This window comes from Microbacterium sp. gxy059 (assembly GCF_050958665.1).
Classification (GTDB): domain Bacteria; phylum Actinomycetota; class Actinomycetes; order Actinomycetales; family Microbacteriaceae; genus Microbacterium.
Genome location: NZ_JAMXWT010000001.1, coordinates 309,988 through 328,295 on the forward strand (window position 1 = coordinate 309,988; position 18,308 = coordinate 328,295).

The 18,308-nt window shown below is 72.3% G+C and carries 18 protein-coding genes; all 18 read right to left on the reverse strand.

Annotation, left to right across the window (positions count from 1 at the left end; genetic code table 11):
- Window positions 1-93: 93 nt before the first annotated feature.
- The 18 genes from NHL53_RS01275 to NHL53_RS01360 all read right to left on the reverse strand — a co-directional run bounded on the left by NHL53_RS01275 (window position 94) and on the right by NHL53_RS01360 (window position 18,059).
- Window positions 94-936: an amidohydrolase family protein gene (locus NHL53_RS01275; protein WP_433774350.1), complete on the reverse strand. Its 843-nt coding sequence runs from the start codon at window positions 934-936 to the stop codon at window positions 94-96.
- A complete protein-coding gene (locus NHL53_RS01280; protein WP_433774352.1) occupies window positions 933-1,607 on the reverse strand; it encodes a FadR/GntR family transcriptional regulator in 675 nt (224 codons plus the stop codon). The genes NHL53_RS01275 and NHL53_RS01280 overlap by 4 nt, the downstream gene beginning before the upstream one ends.
- 191 nt (window positions 1,608-1,798) lie before the next feature.
- Window positions 1,799-2,719, reverse strand: coding sequence for a dihydrodipicolinate synthase family protein (locus tag NHL53_RS01285; RefSeq protein ID WP_433774354.1), 921 nt, complete (start codon window positions 2,717-2,719; stop codon window positions 1,799-1,801).
- Window positions 2,713-3,540 carry an SDR family oxidoreductase gene (locus tag NHL53_RS01290; protein ID WP_433774357.1) on the reverse strand — a complete coding sequence of 276 codons (828 nt, stop codon included), beginning with the start codon at window positions 3,538-3,540 and terminating at the stop codon, window positions 2,713-2,715. The genes NHL53_RS01285 and NHL53_RS01290 overlap by 7 nt, the downstream gene beginning before the upstream one ends.
- Complete coding sequence (locus tag NHL53_RS01295; RefSeq protein ID WP_433774359.1) at window positions 3,537-4,637, reverse strand: mandelate racemase/muconate lactonizing enzyme family protein; 1,101 nt, start codon at window positions 4,635-4,637, stop codon at window positions 3,537-3,539. The genes NHL53_RS01290 and NHL53_RS01295 overlap by 4 nt, the downstream gene beginning before the upstream one ends.
- Before the next feature lie 31 nt (window positions 4,638-4,668).
- Complete coding sequence (locus NHL53_RS01300; protein WP_433774361.1) at window positions 4,669-5,559, reverse strand: carbohydrate ABC transporter permease; 891 nt, start codon at window positions 5,557-5,559, stop codon at window positions 4,669-4,671.
- Window positions 5,556-6,494 carry a carbohydrate ABC transporter permease gene (locus tag NHL53_RS01305; RefSeq protein WP_433774363.1) on the reverse strand — a complete coding sequence of 313 codons (939 nt, stop codon included), beginning with the start codon at window positions 6,492-6,494 and terminating at the stop codon, window positions 5,556-5,558. The genes NHL53_RS01300 and NHL53_RS01305 overlap by 4 nt, the downstream gene beginning before the upstream one ends.
- Window positions 6,495-6,498: 4 nt before the next feature.
- On the reverse strand, window positions 6,499-7,752 hold the full coding sequence (locus tag NHL53_RS01310; protein WP_433774365.1) for an ABC transporter substrate-binding protein: 1,254 nt from the start codon (window positions 7,750-7,752) through the stop codon (window positions 6,499-6,501).
- Window positions 7,753-7,851: 99 nt separating this feature from the next.
- Complete coding sequence (locus NHL53_RS01315) at window positions 7,852-8,568, reverse strand: FadR/GntR family transcriptional regulator (protein ID WP_433774367.1); 717 nt, start codon at window positions 8,566-8,568, stop codon at window positions 7,852-7,854.
- Between the two features lie 231 nt (window positions 8,569-8,799).
- A complete protein-coding gene (locus NHL53_RS01320; protein ID WP_433774369.1) occupies window positions 8,800-9,669 on the reverse strand; it encodes a dihydrodipicolinate synthase family protein in 870 nt (289 codons plus the stop codon).
- A gap of 42 nt (window positions 9,670-9,711) precedes the next feature.
- A complete protein-coding gene (locus NHL53_RS01325) occupies window positions 9,712-10,800 on the reverse strand; it encodes a sialidase family protein (protein ID WP_433774371.1) in 1,089 nt (362 codons plus the stop codon).
- Complete coding sequence (locus tag NHL53_RS01330) at window positions 10,797-12,290, reverse strand: tripartite tricarboxylate transporter permease (protein WP_433774373.1); 1,494 nt, start codon at window positions 12,288-12,290, stop codon at window positions 10,797-10,799. Before NHL53_RS01330 ends, NHL53_RS01325 begins: the two co-directional genes overlap by 4 nt.
- Window positions 12,287-12,790 (reverse strand): tripartite tricarboxylate transporter TctB family protein, encoded by a 504-nt coding sequence (locus NHL53_RS01335; RefSeq protein ID WP_433774375.1) that lies wholly within the window; start codon window positions 12,788-12,790, stop codon window positions 12,287-12,289. The genes NHL53_RS01330 and NHL53_RS01335 overlap by 4 nt, the downstream gene beginning before the upstream one ends.
- Window positions 12,787-13,764: a tripartite tricarboxylate transporter substrate binding protein gene (locus NHL53_RS01340; protein WP_433774377.1), complete on the reverse strand. Its 978-nt coding sequence runs from the start codon at window positions 13,762-13,764 to the stop codon at window positions 12,787-12,789. Before NHL53_RS01340 ends, NHL53_RS01335 begins: the two co-directional genes overlap by 4 nt.
- A gap of 220 nt (window positions 13,765-13,984) precedes the next feature.
- On the reverse strand, window positions 13,985-14,644 hold the full coding sequence (locus NHL53_RS01345; RefSeq protein ID WP_433774379.1) for a GntR family transcriptional regulator: 660 nt from the start codon (window positions 14,642-14,644) through the stop codon (window positions 13,985-13,987).
- A gap of 300 nt (window positions 14,645-14,944) precedes the next feature.
- Window positions 14,945-16,369 carry an FAD-dependent oxidoreductase gene (locus NHL53_RS01350; RefSeq protein ID WP_433774381.1) on the reverse strand — a complete coding sequence of 475 codons (1,425 nt, stop codon included), beginning with the start codon at window positions 16,367-16,369 and terminating at the stop codon, window positions 14,945-14,947.
- Between the two features lie 508 nt (window positions 16,370-16,877).
- The gene (locus tag NHL53_RS01355) at window positions 16,878-17,651 is read right to left on the reverse strand and encodes a M56 family metallopeptidase (protein ID WP_433774383.1); all 774 of its coding nucleotides are present in this window, start codon (window positions 17,649-17,651) and stop codon (window positions 16,878-16,880) included.
- Between the two features lie 48 nt (window positions 17,652-17,699).
- Window positions 17,700-18,059 (reverse strand): BlaI/MecI/CopY family transcriptional regulator, encoded by a 360-nt coding sequence (locus tag NHL53_RS01360; RefSeq protein WP_433774385.1) that lies wholly within the window; start codon window positions 18,057-18,059, stop codon window positions 17,700-17,702.
- Window positions 18,060-18,308: the final 249 nt, after the last annotated feature.

Consider the following 18,308-nt stretch of genomic DNA (forward strand, 5'->3'; position numbering starts at 1 on the left):
CGTCCGAGGTATGAGGGGCCACTCAGGGTGGACAAGGCCGAGAATACCACCCGCGCGACGCAATGGTCGGATGTTTCCGCGAGCGCGGGGCGGTCAGCCGACGGCGATCCCGTAGAACGCGCGCGCCGTCGATCCGGAGAGCATCTCCCACTCGCCCTCCGACGCCTCCCGGCGCAGCGCGTCGAGCGCCCTGGCGACGGGCACGCCGACGTTCGGCGGCCCCGAGACGGGCCAGTCGCCGCCGAACATCGCCCGCTCGGCGCCGAACGCGTCGAGCGCGACGCGTTCGAAGGCGCCCGCCGACGCGAGGAAGCCCTCCTCGCCCCCGGCCTCGGCCGGCAGGCCGGAGATCTTGACGACGACATCGGGCAGCGCGGCGAGGCGGGTGAGGGATCCGCGCCACCGATCCCCCGCATCGCTCGCGAGGCCGTCTGCGACGGGAGGCTTGCCGAGATGGTCGAGGACGACGCGGACGCCCGGCGCCTGGGCGAGGGCGTCGGCGAGGAGGTCGAGCTGCGGCCACCGCACGCAGGCGTCGAAGGTCAGCCGGCGCGCGCCCGCTCGGCGCAGCACCCGGACGAGGTCGTCGGAGGCGAGGAGAGCGTCGGGAGCGCCCTGCAGCGACGGCCGGACCCCGACGAGGAGCGGCTGCTCCGCGAGCTCGTCGAGCTGGCGGTCGACGTCGGGCGCGACCTCGACGTGCCCGACGACGCCGACGAGGCCCGGCCAGTCGAGGCCCGCCACCCAGTCGATCTCGGCGCGGGCGTCGGCGGGATCCGCGTCGGCCTCGACGAACACCCACTCCGAGATCCGCCCGTCGGCGTCGTCGATGTCGGCGGGCAGCAGCGGTCGGTCGAGCGGCGGGACGCCCCGCAGCCACGGATAGGAGAGGATCCGCGGATCCCACACGTGCGCGTGCGCGTCGAGCACGCTCATCCCGCGGCGCCCCTCAGCCAGCGCTCGACGCCGGCGACGTGGGCGATCATGAGGGCCTGCGCGAGCTCGGGATCCTGCGCGCGCAGGGCGTCGACGATCGCGCGGTGCTCGTCGATCGTGCGGGAGACGGATCCGCCCTCCGTGATACCGCGCCAGATGCGCGCGCGCACCGTGTGCCCGGAGAGCGTGTCGAGGAGGCTCGTGAGGTAGGTGTTGCCGGTGGATCCGGCGAGCGCCGAGTGGAACTCGACGTCGTGCGCGACGAGATCCTCGATGTCGGGGTCGTCGGCGAGGCCGTCGATGAGGGCGTCGAGGGCCGCCACGTCCTCCGGCCCCGCGGTGCGGGCGGCGAGGTGCGCGGCCTGGGGCTCGAGCATGCGGCGCACGGCGAAGATCTCGAGCACCGAGTCGTCCTGGTGGAGGTCGACGACGAACGACATCGCCTCGAGCAGCATGCCGGGGTCGAGGCTCGTCACGTAGGTGCCGTCGCCGCGCCGCACGTCGAGCACGCGGATCACCGACAGCGCCTTCACGGCCTCGCGCAGCGAGCTGCGCGAGATGCCGAGCTCCTCGCTGAGCTCCTTCTCGGGGGGCAGCCGCTCTCCGGGAGCGAGCTTGCCCGACACGATCATGTCCTTGATCTTGACGATCGCCTCATCGGTCACGGCCATGAGAGGAGCCTATCGAGAGATCCGACGTCTGGGGTCGTGGATCCGCCCCGGCCGGGCCGCTCGGCAGGGAAGGCGCCGGGGGCGGCAGGCTCGCGAGTGGCGCAGGAACTCGCGAGTGGCGCAGATATCCGCTCGAATATCTGCGCCGCTCGCGGACATCTGCGCCGCTCGCGAGCCGGGTGAGGCCGCGCCTACCGCGCCCGCTCCGCCCGCGTCGTCTCGATGTGCTCCGCCACGACGTCGGCGAGCCGCGCGACGCGCGAGCGCTGCTCGTCCGACAGCGGGCGGAACGGCCGCCGGCAGTCGCCGAGGCCGCCGAAGGGCAGGCCGGACAGCTCCTTCGCGGCGGGGAACACGTCGATGTCGACGAGCTCCGCGACGACCTCCCCGATCCGGCTCTGCACGCGCTGCGCGCCCGCGAGGTCGCCGCGCTCGAGCATCTCCCGCGCGGCGAGGAACAGCTCGACCTGGAAGCCGATCGTCGTGCCGATCGCGCCGCGCGCTCCCGCCGCGACGGCCGCGACGAACACCTCGTCGAAGCCGCCGATGTAGGCCTTGTCGGGGAACGCGGCGCGCATGCGCTCCAGGTGGAACATGTTGTGCGCCGTCTGCTTGACGCCGATGACCCGCTCGTCCTCCAGCAGATCCGCGGCCGAGTCGGGGTCGAACTCCGTGCCCGTGAACTGCGGGATGTTGTAGAGGATCATCGGCACGTCGACCGCGTCCATGACGGTCCGGTAGTGCTCGGCGATCGCCTCCGGCCCGTAGCGGTAGTAGATCGGGGGCACCATCGACACGGCCACCGCGCCGGCGTCCTGCGAGCGGACGGCGAGGTCGACGGCCTCGCGCGTGCTCAGCGCCCCGACGTGGGCGATGACGGGCACCCTGCCCGCCGCCGCGGCGGACGCCGCGCGCACCACCTCGACCCGCTCGTCCGCGGTCAGCAGCAGGCCCTCGCCCGACGATCCGCAGCAGTAGAGGCCCTCGACGCCCCGGGCGACGTAGTCGTCGACGAGCATCCCGATCCGCTCCGGGTCGACGCGTCCCTCGGCGTCGTAGGGCGTCGCGAGCGCGGCGCTGAGCACCGCGATGTCGGCGGGCGTCGTCACCATGCCGTCCAGCCCCCGTCGACGACGAGGTTCGCCCCGGTCATGTAGCGCGAGGCGTCCGACGCGAGGAAGACGATCGCGCCGTTGAACTCGTCGGGCTCCGCCATCCTCCCGATCGGAATCCGCGCCGTGTAGTTCTCCTGGAACGTCGCGTCCTGCGTGTCCCTGCGCACGCCGGAGGGCGTGAGGGTGTTGACGCGGATGCCGTGCCGGCCCCAGTAGGTCGCGCAGTAGCGGGTGAGGTTGTAGACGCCCGACTTCGCGGCCGAGTAGGCGACGGGCTTCACGAACGGCACGCCCGTCTGCTCCTCCTTGTACGCGTAGATGTCCTGCACGGGCGAGACCATGCCGTAGATCGACCCGACGTTGACGATCGAGCCGGGCTTCCCGGCCCGGCGCATCCGGGCCCCCGCGGCCTGGGACACGAGGAACGTGCCCACGAGGTTGACATCGACCACCTCGCGGAACACCTCCGCGGGGAAGTCCTCGAACGGGCCGGAGACCTCAGGGGGCGCGCTCGGCTGCGTGTCGAGCCCCGCGTTGTTCACTACCGCGTCAGGGCAGTCGCCCCACGCCTCCTCGATCGCGTCGAGCCCGGCCTCGACGCTCCCCCGATCCGTGATGTCGAGCGGCACGGCGAGGAGCCTCTCGTCGCCCGCGAGGTCGGGGAAGACCTCGGCCAGACGCTCCGGCCCTGCTCCGCGCGAGGCGACCGCGACGCGGGCGCCCCTCCCGTGCAGCTCGCGCGCGAAGGCGGCGCCGATCTGGCCGAGCCCGCCGGTCACGAGCGCGATCCGCCCCGCGATGTCGAAGATGTCGCTCATGCCGCGACCTCCGCTCCGACGGCGTGCGCCCTCAGCCGGTCGCGGTCGTACTCCAGCCCCGTGCCCGGCACGTTCCGCGGCGCGAGGAACCCGTTCTCCGGCGGCTGCGGCGCGATGACGCCGAGCTCGGTGAGCGTGCCCCCGTCGGTCATCTCCCCGCAGAGCGCGTTCGGCACGGCGCAGAGCACGGCCGCGCTGAGCTCGACCACGAAGTGCGGCGCCATCGGCGCGCTGTACGCGCGCCCGAGCGCGGCGATGTCCATGTACGGGGTGATCCCGCCGACACGACCGAGGTCGGCCTGCACGAAGTCGCAGGCGTCGTTCACGAGGTACTGGTTGAACTGCTGCAGCGTGTACACGTTCTCGCCGAGGCCGATGGGGATCGACGACCGGGCGCGGAGCCGCGCGTGCGATTCGACATCGTCGACGCGCAGGGGCTCCTCGACCCAGTAGAGCCCGAGGTGCCGGAAGCGCTCGACGGCGCGGACGGCCTCGCCGTACGTCCACCCCTGGTTCGCATCGACCATGAGCGGGTAGGAGCCGACGGCCTCGCGGATCTTCGTGAGCCGCTCGACATCCTCCTCGAGGTCGGGCTTGCCGACCTTGACCTTCGCGGCGAAGAACCCGTCCGCCTTCCAGCCCTTCACCTGCTCGACGACCTCCTCCGCCGAGAGGTTGAGGTTGATGCCGGATCCGTACAGCGGCACGCGGTCGCGGACGCGCCCCAGGAGGTCGGGCAGCGCGAGGCCGTAGCGCTTCCCCAGGAGGTCCCACAGGGCGATGTCGATCGCGGCGAGCGCGAGCGTCGTGGTGCCGCCCGGCCCGTTGTCGCGCAGGTGCTGCCAGGCGTCGTGCCAGACGCCGCGGGGGTTGACCTCGCGCCCGATGAGGGTCGGGACGAGCTCCTCGAGCGCGGCCATCATCATGCGCCCGCCGACGCCGGAGGTGTGGCTGAAGCCGGTGCCGACGAGCCCCGTGTCGGTCGTGATGTCGGCGAGGAGGATCTCGATGTGCGTCACGCGGTGGATCTGGTCGCCCCACGGCCCCTTGGGGAGGGGGATCCGCGAGAGCTGCAGGTCGATGGAGTCGATCTTCATGGAGTGTGTCTCTTTCTGTGGGCCGCGGGCGTCAGCCCTTGACGGAGCCGGCCGCGAGGCCGGCGACGAGTCGCTTCTGCACGATGAGGAATCCGACGATGACGGGGAGCACCGAGAGCACGCCTCCCGCGGTGAGGAGATCCCACCGGATCTGGTACTCGCCGATGAACAGATGCAGGCCGATCGGCAGCGTGCGGGTCGATGTGGATGCGGTGAAGGTCAGGGCGTAGAGGAACTCGTTCCACGTGAGGATGAACGAGTAGGTGCCCGCCGCGACCATCCCGGGGAGCAGGAGCGGCAGGATGAGCAGCCGCACGATCTGGCTCGTGGACGCCCCGTCGATCGCGCCCGCCTCCTCGAGCTCCCGGGGGATCGAGTCGGCGAACCCCTTCAGCAGCCAGGTGGCGAACGGCGTCGCGAAGGCAACGTGCACGAGGGCGAGGCCGATCTTGCTGTCGAGCAGTCCGAAGGCGCGCAGCTGGCCCTGGAGGGAGATGACGAGGAGCACCGCGGGGAACATCTGCGCCACGAGGAGCCCGGTCATCACGCCCCGCTTGCCGGCGAAGTCGAATCGCGAGAGGGCGATCGCGGCGCCCGTCGCGATGAGGAGCGTCAGCGGCACCGCGATCGCCGCCACCGTGAGGCTGTTCGCCAGGTAGGTGAGGAACGGGGTCGTCGTCAGCAGCTCGCGGTAGGCGTCGAGCGTGAACTCGTCGGGGATGATCGACGCGCCGGCGGCCGTCAGCTCGGATCGCGGGGTGAGCGAGGTGAAGGCCATGACGACGTAGGGGCCGAGCACGAGGCACAGGATGCCGATGAGGGCGATCCCGAGGCCGGTGCGGGAGGCGACGAGGCCGATGGGCGCGCGTCCCGCCCGGCGCGGTGCGACGGGCCTGCCGGTGACGATGGTGCTGGTGGTCATCGTCCCGCCTCCTTCCGGTTGGTCATGCGCAGGTAGAGCACAACGAAGATCGCGAGGATGGCCGCCTGGATGACGGCGTAGGAGGCGCCCTGCCCGAAGTCGGTCGCCTTGTAGGCGGTCAGGTAGGACTCGAGCGCGAGGGTCGTCGACGAGTTGCCCGGCCCGCCTCCCGTGAGGATGAAGATGAGGTCGACGTAGTTGGCGGTCCAGATGAGGCGCAGGACGACGGTGATGAGGATCGTCGGGAGGATCACCGGCAGGACGACGTAGCGGAACACCCGGAACGGCCCGCATCCGTCGATGCCCGCGGCCTCCTTGAGCTCGCCGGGCACGCCCTGGAGCGCGGCGAGGATCATGACGGCGAACAGGGGCACGCCCTGCCAGACGTCGATCATGATGAGCGTCGGGAGGGCCGTCGCGTTGGTCGAGAGGAACTCGATCGGGCGGTCGATGATCCCCATGCCCTGCAGGGCGCCGTTGACGATGCCGCTGTTGGGGTCGAGGATCCACTTCCACATGAGCGCGATGAGCACGCTCGGGGTCGCCCATGGCACCATGATGAGCCCGCGGTAGACGCCGCGGAGGGGGAAGCGGTTGTCGAGCAGCAGCGCCAGGCAGAGCCCGAAGATCAGCTGCAGCGAGACCGCGCCGATGACCCACATGGCGGTCCGGCCGAGCGTCGGGGAGAACCCGGGGTCGGTCACGACGGCGGCGAGGTTCTCGAATCCGACGAAGCTGCGCTCTCCCGAGAAGGGGGAGATCCGGTTGAACGCGAACCAGATCGATCGCACCAGAGGATAGGCGGCGAAGACGCCGACGACGACGAGCGCGGGGGCGAGCAGGATGTAGGGGGTGAGCGGGCCGCGCGGCCGCCGGCGGGCGGCGCCCGGCCGCGCCCCCGACGCGGCCGGGCGCTGGTCCTGTGCGACAGTCACGGCGTCACTCCGCGCGCAGCACGTCGGCCATCTGCCCGAGCGCGTCGGCGCTCGAGACCTCGCCCTGGAAGGCCTGCTGGATGATCGGCCCCCACTGCGCGGCGGCGAGCTCGGCGACGCCGGGCAGGGCGGGCCACGCCTGGGCGGTGGGGATCGCGTCGACCGCGACGGAGAGCTGCGGGTCGTCGCTGTACTCGGGCAGGTCGATGACGGATTCGAGCACCGGGAGCTGGCCCTCGGGCGACGCGCTCATCGTCGCCATCTGGTCGTGCTCGCTGAGCCAGGAGATCCACGTCCAGGCGGCCTCCTTCGCGTCGGAGCCCTCCATGACGACGTTGCCGCTCATGGAGCCGAGGGTCGCGCCCGGCTGCCCGTCTCCCGTCGGGATCGGGATCACGCCCAGGTCGTCGCCGAAGGTGTCCTGCATCTCCTTCAGGGATCCGGGGTGGTGGATCATCATCGCGGTGAGGCCGTCGGCGAAGTTGGTCTTGACGTCGGCGAAGGCGGCCGTGATCGATCCGGGAGGGGCGGCGCCCAGTTCGGTGGTGAGGTCGAGGTAGCGCTGGTTGACCTCGACGGCGGTCTCGTCGTCGAGCACGACCTGGCCGCTGTCGTCGACGACGTCGGCGCCGCCCGCGTACATCCACGCGAGCCACTGGTCCTGGCCGCCGGCCCCGCCGCGCACGTCGATCGCGAAGCGTCCGTCTCCGGTGAGCTGCTCGGCGACGGCGAGGAAGTCGTCCTGGGAGGCGGGCGGCTCGAGGCCGGCCTCCTCGAAGAAGGAGACGCGGTAATAGAGGTAGAGCGTCGTGTACTGGTGCGGGAGCATGTACACGGCGTCCTCACCCGGGAGATGACCGGTGGCCCAGAGCGAGTCGACCACGTCGTCGGCGCCGTCCCAGTCGTCGGCGAACCCGCTGAGGTCGGCGATCGCCCCCTCGGGCGCGAACTGTCCGAGCCACCAGTCCTTGCTGCGGGCCGCGTCGGGGCCGGTCCCGCTCATCGCCGAGGTGATGAGCTGGTTCTGGTACTGGTCGAGGGGGATGGTCTCGAGCGTCACCTCGACCTCGTCCTGCTCGGCGTTGAACTGCTCGGCGAGCTCGCTCCAGGTGGTGTCGGTGGCGTCGTCCTGCCACAGCCAGTAGGTGATCGGGACGGGGCCGTCGGATCCGGCGGATCCTCCCCCGCCCGAGCATCCCGCTGCGGTGAGGACGATGGCTCCCGCGGCCGCGAGGGCGGCCAGGCGTCGACGTGTCATCTCTTGCGCTCCTTTGCACGGTGAAACGGATCGGCGCGAGGGCGCGCCGACCGGGGACCGCGACATCGCGGTCGGTCTGCTCCCGAGGGAGCCGAGGGCTCAGACGGCGAGGACGCTCGCCGCTCCGAAGGTGACGTCGGGGAAGCGGTTGCGAACCCCGTAGAAGTGGGCGTCGAGCTCGTACACGGCGCGACGCATGTCGCCCTCCTCGATCGCGTCGATGACGCGCTCGTGCATCGCGGCGATCTCGGGGTTCTCCGCGACGCTCTCGTCGTCGGGGAGAGCGGCGGCGAAGGCGGCCCAGAACGACTGCAGGATCGCGTCGAGGGCGGGGTTCTGGAGCGGCGCCAGAAGCCCGCGGTGGAACCGCTCGTCGAGCTCCGCGAACGACTCACCGCGTTCAGCCCTGGCGACCATCTCGCGCGCGAGGGCGCGGAGGGCGTCGAGGTCGGCGCGGGCGAGGCGGGGGGCGGCGGCGGGGAGCATCGAGGTCTCGAGCGCGTGCCGCACCTCGAGCAGCCCCTTGGCCCCCTCGTGAGCGTCGTCGAGCAGCGAGATCGAGCGGCGGAGGAAGGAGGCCATGTCGAAGCCCTTCCAGATCCGCCGCGCTCCCTGGCGGCTGACGACGATGCCGAGCGCCTCGAGGGCGCTGAGGGCCTCGCGCACCTGCTGGCGCCCGGCGTCGAGCTCGCGGCACAGCTGCGCCTCGCTCGGCATGGGGTCGCCTGCGCGCAGGCCGCGGCGTCGCACCACCTCGACGACCCGGTGGAACAGGGGCTGCTCCGCGGGGTTCTCGATGTCCATCTTGTCTGACATGTTGTGACACTTTCGTCGCCGATGAGGGGTGCGATCCCAGATTACGAGGCGATATCCCCGACGGTCAACCTATTTTGGTCAACAACTTGTCAACAAGTGAGAGGTGTCCAAGGATCCCGCAGTCCCTCCCGAGCGTCGCCGGAACGCGCGATCTCGGCGCGGGCATCCGGCCGGATGCCCGCGCCGATCGAGAGACGGGAGGACGGGCGGGGCGGCGGGAGCCGCCCGCGCTCAGCGGTACGCGGCGACGACCCGCGCGATCTCGGCGAGGGCCGCCTCGTCCGGCTCGTCGAGGGCCATGCGCGACGCCTGCGCGGGCACGTCGAGCAGCCGCAGCGCCGCCTTCATGCGGGGCATGTCGCCGCCGATCACGCGCACGACATCGTCTACCTGCTCCTGCGCGGCCGCGATCGCCGCGGCGTCGCCCGAGTCCGCCGCGGCAGCGAGCGCGCGGAAGGGCTTCGGCAGCACCGACGAGACGCCGGAGACGACGCCCTGGGCGCCCACCTCCCCCGCCGCGACGAGGTCGCGGTCCGCGCCCGTGTAGATGACGAAGCCGTCGGGGACCACGGCGCGATAGGCGGCGATCTCCTCGAGCGACAGCTCGCTGGCCTTGAGCCCGACGACGCCGGGGATCGCCGCGAGCCTCACGAGCAGATCGGGGCTCACGGCGTTCCCGCTGCGCGCGGGGTAGATGTAGACGTACAGGTCGCCGTCGCCGATCTCATCGGCGATCGCCGAGAAGTGCGCGACCATCGCGTCGTCGCTCGTCGGCAGGTAGTAGGGCGTGATCGCCGCGAACTCGCGCGCGCCGAGAGACTTCGCGATCCGCACCCGGCGCCGCGACTCGAACGTGCTGGGCGTGCCGACGTGCACGACCATCCGCATCGTCGGGGCGATGATCTCGGACGCCTGGGCGATGAGATCCCGGAACTCCTCGTCGTCGATCGCCGGGAACTCCCCCGTCGTCCCGAGCACGAACCCTCCCTCGTTGCCCGAGCGCGCGACGTGCTCGAAGATCGCGCGGCTGCCGTCGAGGTCGAGGGCGCCGTCGGCGCGGAACGAGGTGGGGATCGCGGTGAGGATGTCGCGTCTGGTCATGCTGGCTTCTTCTTTCTCGAGAGAGGTGCGGGCTCGGCGGCGTCACGCCGCGAGCAGCTCGCGGGGGACGAGCGCCTCGACGATGCCGCGGCGCTGCCAGGTGTAGGTGATGAGCAGGCCGCCGTCGACGAGGCAGGCGCTCGGATAGGAGTACTCGCCGGATCCGTCGGTGACGACGCCGCTGTCGGCGCCCGCGAAGGATCCCGCGCCCGACGGGGCGCTCGGGGCGAGCAGCGGCTCGTCCGGCACCGGCGTCGCGCCGTCCTCGATCGTGACGGCCTCGCGCCAGGTGCGGCCGCCGTCGCGGCTCAGCGAGACGGAGAGCGGGCATCGCGCCGCCCAGTCCCCGGAGACGGGGTTGTGCACGCAGGCGACGAGACCCGGCGCGACGGCGAGCGCCGTCAGGCCGGAGTTGTTGTTCGCGAGCGCCGTGGGCTCGAGCGGCGTCCAGGTCTCGCCGTCGCGCGACCGGGAGAGGAAGGCGCTCCCCTCCGTGCTGCGGGCCAGGGCGACGACCTCGCCGTCCTCCTCCCACAGCGCCGGCTGGATGACGCCCGCGCCTCGCAGCCGGGCGCGGTCCAGCGGGAGGGGGATCCGCGACCACGTGCGCCCTCCGTCCGACGACCGGTCGACGAACGCCGACCACGTGGGGCGCGCGCCCCACTCCTCCACGGATCCGGGCGCGAGCCAGGTGCCGTCGGCCCGCCGCAGAGGGGGGTTCTTCACGGGACCCCGCCCGCCCGAGCGGTCGCCGGGGACGAGCTCCTCCGGGGCGCTCCAGGTCGCGCCGCCGTCGGAGGATCGGATGACGAGCGTGCGCCACTCCGAGATCCGCTCGCCCCGCTTGAAGAACAGCCAGAGGTCCCCGCTCGGCCCCTCGGCAAGGACCGGGTTCCAGTGCGCGACGTCCGCCGCGACGAGGGGGCGGGGCTCGCCCCACTCCCCGTCGGAGGGTCGCGCCGCGAGCCAGATCCTGTTGTCGGGCGTTCCTTCGCGCGTACCGCCGAACCAGGCGCAGAGCACCCGGTCCCGGTGCGCGATCGTCGACGAGGCGTGCGCCTGCGCCCATCCGGGGTGGTCGACGGCGACCCATCGCCGCCGCACACCGGGGGCGACGGATCCCCCGCTCACGACGAGACCGCCCTGCGCGCCCGCCGTGCCGCGCGGGCGCGGCCGATGAGCGGCGCCGCGACGCTGAGCGCGGCGAGGAGGAGCAGCGCGAGCGAGATGGGCTGGGTGACGAAGATCGACGGGCCGTCGATGATGAGCGCCCTGCGCAGGTTCGACTCCGCGAGCGGGCCCAGCAGCAGCCCGAGCACGACGGGACCCGGCGGGAAGCCCGTGCGCTTCATGAGCAGGCCGACGACGCCCGCGCAGAGCATGACCCACACCGTGTAGATGCTGTTCGTCGTCGTGTACGTGCCGATGATGCAGAAGATCAGGATCCCCGACCAGAGGTAGTGCACGGGCAGGTCGAGGAGCTTCACCATCGCCCCCATCCGCAGGAGGCTGATGCCGAACGACGCGATCGTGGCGATGATCATGATCGCCGCCATCGTCACGACGAGGTCGGGGTTGTTCGCGAACATCGACGGGCCGGGCTGCAGGCCCCAGATGATCATCGATCCGATCATCACGGCCATGACCGCGTCGCCGGGGATGCCGAGCGCCATGGTCGTCGTGAGCGACCCGCCGAGCGTCGCGCTCGACGCGGTGTCCGCGGCCGTGAGCCCCTCGAGCGACCCCTTCCCGAAGCGGCCGGGGCGCTTGGAGGCCCGCTTCGCGCGGTCCCATCCGACGATGCCGGCGATGTCGCCGCCGGCCGCCGGGACGACGCCGACGATGAGCCCCACGACCGAGCCGATCCCGAAGGGCTTTCCCATCTCGCGGTACTCGGCGCGCGTGGGCCACTTGCGGCCCATGCTCGAGATCGGACGCACGGCCGAGGCCCGGTGGGTGAGGATCTGGTCGAACACCTCGGCGATGCCGAACACGCCGATGATCACGGCGATGAACGGCAGGCCGGAGTTGAGGTCGTTGACGCCGAACACGAAGCGCCCGTCGCCGGTGATCGGGTCGCGCCCGACGATCGCGATCGTCAGGCCGACGACGCCCGCGATCACGCCCTTGAGCAGCGACTTCGACGAGATCGAGATCATGATCGTGAGCCCGAAGACGACGAGGGAGAACATCTCGGCCGGGCCGAAGTTCAGCGCGAGCTGCGCGACGGGGCGCGCGACGGCGATGAACAGGATCATCGACAGGAGGATGCCTCCCGTCGTGCCGATCGACGACACGACGAGCGCGAGCCCGGCCTTGCCCTGCTTGGCGAGGGGATAGCCGTCGAGCGTCGTGGCGATCGCCGCCGGCGTGCCGGGCGTGTTCACGAGGATCGACGGGATCCGGTCTCCGTAGTTCGCGCCCACGTAGATCGTGAGCAGCACGGCGAGTCCCTGAGCGGGCTCGAGGGTGAGCGTGAAGCCCGCGGCGAGCGCGACCGCCATCGACCCGGTGATCCCGGGGAAGGCGCCCACGAGCGTGCCGACGACGAGCCCGACGACGAGGCACAGGATCGTCGTGAGGTCGAGCAGCGGCGCGAGGCCGTCGACGATGGCGTTCATAGAGGCACCTTGAGGAGCGTGTGGAAGAGCAGGTAGATGAAGGCGGTGACGCCGACGGGGAAGATCACGAGGGTCTTCCAGCCGCGGCCGCCGAGCACGGCGATGAGCACGAGCGCGTAGACGAGCGCCGACGGGAGGAACCCGACGGCGGGCCACGCGACGGCGAAGGCCGCGGTCGCGGCGAGCACGACGCCCAGCCGGATCCACCCGGTGCGGGTCGTCGACTCGACGTCATCCCGTGGGATCGTGCGGACGACGGCGACGACGAGCAGCGCGGCCGAGACGGCCATGCCGGCGAGGCCCAGCGCGCGGGGCCACCACCGCGGGTCGATCCCGCCCGTCTCGGCGCGCAGCTCGATCCGGCCGGCCAGCCAGGTGACGAGCGCGAAGACGAGGAGGGAGACGACGGCGGTGACGATCTCGAGCGGCCGCGAGGGCGGGAGGCCGGGCTGTTCGGCCTCCCGCTCCGCGAGCGCGTCGTCGGGGGACGCGTCGGTCATCGGCTGCCCAGGATCTCGCCGAAGCGCTCGTACTCGGACAGGACGAACTCCTGGAACTCGGCCGAGTCGCGGTACACGGGAAGCGGTCCCGATGCGGCGAGGGTCTCGACGAAGCCGTCGGAGGTCGCGGCCGCCTCGACCGCTTCCTCGAGCGTCGCCCTGACGTCGTCCGGCAGGTCCTTCGGGGCGTAGATCCCGCCCCAGCCGCCGAACTCGAGGTCGTCGTATCCCGCCTCGGCCGCCGTGGGCACGTCGGGCAGATCGGGGTGGCGCTCGTCGTGGAAGATCGCGAGCGGGCGCAGCTGGCCGTCGTCCGCCGCCGCGGAGACCTCGCCGACGCCGCCGACCGCCGCGTCGATCTGCCCGCCGATGACCGCCGTCACCGCGGGCGCGCCGCCGTCGAACGGGACGGACTCGAGCTGGGCGCCGGTCGCGTCGGCGACGCCGAAGGCGGCGGCCTCCCAGATGGATCCGGCCCCGGAGTTGCCGACGGCGAGGGGCGTCTCCTTCGCGCCCTCGATGAAGTCCTCGAAGGTCTCGTAGGGCGAGTCGTTCGGCACGACGAGCGCGCCGGGGGCGAGCATGATCTGGCCGATGAAGTCGTAGTCCTCGGGCAGCACGTCGAAGCCCTGGTGTCCGAGCATGGCGATCTCGACCGGGACGAAGCCGATCGTGTAGCCGTCTGGCTCCTCGTCGCGCACGTACTGCATGGCGGTGGATCCGGAGGCCCCCGGGCGGTTCTCGACGACGATCGAGGTGTCGAGGAGGGGCTCGAGCTCGGCGGCGAGGGCGCGCGAGGTGAGGTCGGACCCTCCGCCCGCGGCGGCCTGGACGATCAGCGTGATGTCCTCGCTCGGATAGTCGTCTCCCGCGTCGCCCCCGGATCCGCCGTCGGAGCACGCGGCGAGCGCGGCGACGGAGAGGAGGGCGGCGCCGGTTCCGGCGAGGCTTCGGGTGAGTCGGTTGCGGGGCATCTTCGCTCCTTACGGCTGTGCTCCCGACCTCTGTTGTCGGGCAGACGCCATCACATCACGTTAACTGTTAACAGTCAACACCCCGGCGGTGTGTCGGCCGCGTCCCCGGACCCACCTCGGGCTCGCGAGTGGCGCAGATCCTCGCGAGCGGCGCAGATATCCGGGTGGATATCTGCGCCGCTCGCGGATTCCTGCGCCGCTCGGGAGAGAGGGTGCGGCCTCAGACGCGCGCGTCGAGCTCGAGCCGCATGCGGCGCTCCGCGCCCGCGAGGTGGCTCTGCAGCTCGGCCGCGGCGATCACGGGATCCCCCGCCCGCAGCACCTCGTAGAGGCGGCGGTGGGCCTCGGCCGACTCGTGCAGATCCTGGTCGTGGTCGATGGTCACCTGCAGCAGCGCCTCGAAGAGGGGCAGGTGCTGGCGCCACGTCGCCCGCAGCCGCGGATGGTCCGCGAGGTCGTACAGCAGGGTGTGGAAGCGCAGGTCGGCGTCCAGGAACGTCTCGTGGTCGCTCGCGTCCGCCGCGACGGCCAGCTCCTCGACGCACGCGAGCATCGGCTCCCACCGGCTCTCGTCGGTCACGGTCATCGCGCGGCGCAGCGCGAGCTGCTCGAGCGCGCCCCGCAGGCTGTAGAGCTGCTCGACGTCGTCGTCGTCGAGGCCGATCACGTAGATCCCCCGGGGCTTGTGCACCTCGACGAGGCGCTCGTAACCGAGACGCGTGATCGCGTCGCGGACGGGCCCGCGGCTCACGCCGAACTCCTCCGCGAGCGCCTCCTCCGTCATCCGCTGCCCCGGGGCGAGCTCGCCCCGGACGATCCGCTGCCGGAGGATCGCCGCCACCTGGGCTCCCAGCGGCTCCGTGCGCCTCACCTGTGCCATGGCACCCCTCCCGTCATCCGTTAACAGAGTACAGAAGGGGTCCTCCCCCGCGCCCGCCCGGCCCCTCCGGCTCGCCCAGCCGTCCGATCCGTTCCTCCGGCCCCACCGGCTCGCGAGTGGCGCAGAAACTCGCGAGTGGCGCAGGAATCCCCTCCAATTTCTGCGCCACTCGGGAACATCTGCGCCGCTCGCGAGCTGGACAGAGCCGAGCAGAACCGAGCAGAACCGAGCCGGGCGGGCAGACGGGAACAGGAAGACACAGCGCGGATGCCGCGCACGGCCGGGCCGAGCGCGGGCGCGCTACGCGGCGAAGGCCTGCAGCGCGGTGGAGGCGAGGGTGAGCGCCTCGTCGTCGTCGAGGGCCGCGAAGCGCGCGGCGTCGGGGCCGCCGATCACGCCGACGAGGATCGGCTCGCCGGTCGACGGCATGAGGTTCACCCAGGTGCGCACGACGGGGGGCGGATCCTCCCCGTCCTCCTCGCCCTCGTCCTCGGGGGTCTCCTCGACATCGCCCACGGGACCCACGAGGTGCCAGAGGCCCGCCTCCGTCGTCCAGAACGGCTCGTCGAAGCGCAGCCAGATCGTCTCGATCTGCCCCATCTCGAGCGCGGAGATCGCGGAGCGGATCTCGAGCGGGAGGGGCGGCTCGAACTCGATCGCGTCGGCCTGCAGCACGCCGAGGGGCACGGTCACGACGACCCGGTCGAAGGTGAGCGCCTCGCCGGTCGCGAGGCGCAGGCTCACGCCCGTGTCGTCGTAGACCACGCCCGAGACGGGCGACGAGAACGTCACCTCGGTGTCGCCGAGGACGGTCTCGGTGAGCGGCGCGACGTCGCTGACGGCGGCGAGCAGGTCGGATCCCGGCAGCGCGACGGGGAACCAGCTGGAGGCGGTCGCGGGGTCGGCTCCCGTCAGCGCGGCGATCGCGGCGCGCAGCGCGTCGAGCTCGTCGGAATCGTCGGCCCCTGCACCCTCGAGCGCCTCGTCGAGCGTGAGATCCGACGGCTCGGACGCCGCGCGCTCGATGGCCTTCGCGAGCAGGTCGCGGTCGGGCATCTCGGCCTCGCCGTCGGCGGTGCGGGCGGTCTGCTCGCCGACCGGCACGGTGCCGACGCCGAGCACCGCGAAGCGCGCCGCGAGATCCGCGTCGTCGGCGACGATCCACGCGCCGAGCTGCGGCGGGATCGGCCACTCCTCCTCGTCGACGTGGCTGACCATGCGCCCGCCGGTGTGCTCGCGCGCCTCGAAGACGGTGAGGTCGAGCCCGCGATCGGCCTCGACGAGCCCGCGTGCGGCGGCGGATCCGGCGAGCCCCGCGCCGATGACCGCGATGCGCTCGCCCGGCTCCGCGCGCTCGAGCAGCGCGGCGGCGGCGGCCTCGCCCGACTCGATCGCCCCGGCGATCGTTCCCGGCTTGTCGGCGCTCGTCGCCTCGCCCGAGAGGAAGACGCGATCCGCGATGGGGCGCGCGATCGCCTCCCGGTCGACGGGCGACGAGCCGGCGGGCGTGACGCTGCGCGCGCCGTGCGCGAACGGATCCTCCGCCCATTGGGTGCGCACGAACGCCGCCGCGGCCGGCACCTCGCCGAGCGGCTCGGGCGATGCGGTCGGCTCGGGCGGCTCCGTCGGGCCAGGCCGGGGGTCGTCGCCGGTGCACGACGCGAGCAGCACCGCGAGGGCGCCGGCCCCGGCGCCCGCGAACAGCGTGCGACGCGAAATCCTCATCGCCGCCACACTACCCGCGGCGCCCTCGTCGGCCCATCACGTTCCGGCGTCGGCTGCGTCTCGCGACGCGAGAGGGCGCCCGCCGCATACCCGCACCGGTCGGCGCACGCCGGGGCGGGAGCCCCGTGTCTCACGAAACGCGGGAAAGCTCGCCGCATACCCGCCGGAATCGAGACACGCACCGGACGCCGGTTCAGCGCGCGGACCGATGAGCGCACCGCGACTCGCGAACGGCGGGAACGGATCCGCCCCGCCGAGTCGCCGAAACGCACTTCTCCGGAGCCTCATGGCGTGCGTTTCCGCGACCCCAACGGATCCGCTCCGCTCCGAGTCGGCGAAACGCACCCGCGGAGGCACGCTGACGGTGCGTTTCCGCGACTCGGCCAGGCCTGCCGCGCTCCGCATCCCCGAAACGCACCGGCGCAGGCGCGCCGAGCGTGCGATTCCGCGCCCCGAACGGATCCCCCGCCCGCCGAGTCGGCGAGACGGGCGACGCACCTGCCCGCCCTCACCGCCCGTCGAGCCGCGGGGCGAGCCTCCGGAAGCGGTCGTGCAGGCGGTTGCGGCGGCTCGACGCGCCCTCCGGGGATCCCTGCACCTGGGCGACGGTGAGGATCGCGCGGGCGAGCACGGCGTCGGGCTGGGTGCGGCGGGCGTGGTCGTCGGCGAGCATCTCGACGAGCGCGGCGACCTCGCTCTCGGCGCGCGCCGCCATGGGGAACCACGGGAGGGCGGCGCGCCAGGCGCGGAACGCCACGAGCAGCACCTCGTGCCGCTGCTCGACGTGCGCGCGTTCGTGGGCGATGACCGCGGCGAGCTCGTCGTCGTCGAGCGCCGTGAAGAGCCCCTTCGACAGCACCGTGACCGACCCGATCCCCCGCGGCAGGCAGTAGGCGACGGGCGCCTGGTCGTCGAGCACGACCGTGCGCTCGCGGTCGGGATCCGGGACGGACAGGAGCAGCAGCAGCTGCAGGTGGCGGCGGCGCTGGCGCTCGAACTGCACCATCGTCACGAGGAGGTGCCCCAGGAGGTACGCGGCGAGCGCGGCCGGGGGGATCCCGGCGATCCAGGGGTGCTCGGGGAAGAACGCGATGCCGAACAGCCAGAGGGCGCCCACCATCGACAGCCCTCCGGCGAGGGCGATGCCCTGCCACAGGAGGAGCGCCCGGCCCGGGGCGCGCGCCGGCCACGCCGCGCGCGAGAGCACGATCGGGGCGGGCCAGGCGAGCAGCACGGCGACGCCCGCGAGCGCGATCCCCGCCGCGAGAGCCCCGTATGACATGGGTTCCAGCGTAGTTCGCGGGCGGTCGGGGCCCGACCGGTGCGGCGCTTACGCGGCGCCGGAGAGCAGGCGGCGCAGGATGGCGGCGTCGTCGTCGGAGACGCTGCCGACGAAGCGCGCGAGCACGGCGGTGCGGTCGCCGGAGTCGCCGAGCACCTCATGCATGAGCTCGGCCTGGTGGTCGGCGCGCGAGCGGACGGCGGTGTAGCGGTGGGGGCGCACCGACTTGTCGGGGGTGACGAGCCCCTTCTTCTCGAGGCGCGAGAGGACGGTGAGCACGGTGGTGGCGGCCATCTCGCGCTCGCGGCGCGCCTCGATGGCCTCCTTGATGTCGTACGCCGTGAGCGCCGTGTCGGCGTCCCACATGACGTCCATCACGGTGCGCTCCAGGTCCCCCAGTGTGCCCACGCCCCACCTTCCGTCGAGTTCTGCGGGATCCGTCGGCCGCCCGTCGAGATGTTCGACGCGACCCGTTGATCCCCCGGTCAGATGCGGGTTATCGTCAGCCGCGGATGCGGTCGCGGCCCCCGCGATCGTCCTATTCTACCGCGTGTCGAGGGGATCTCTACCGCATGTCGAAAAACTTCTACGAAGAGTCGAACTAGTTCTACGTCGCGTCGAAAATGTTCTACGCTGTGTAGAAGCGAGCGCCATCCG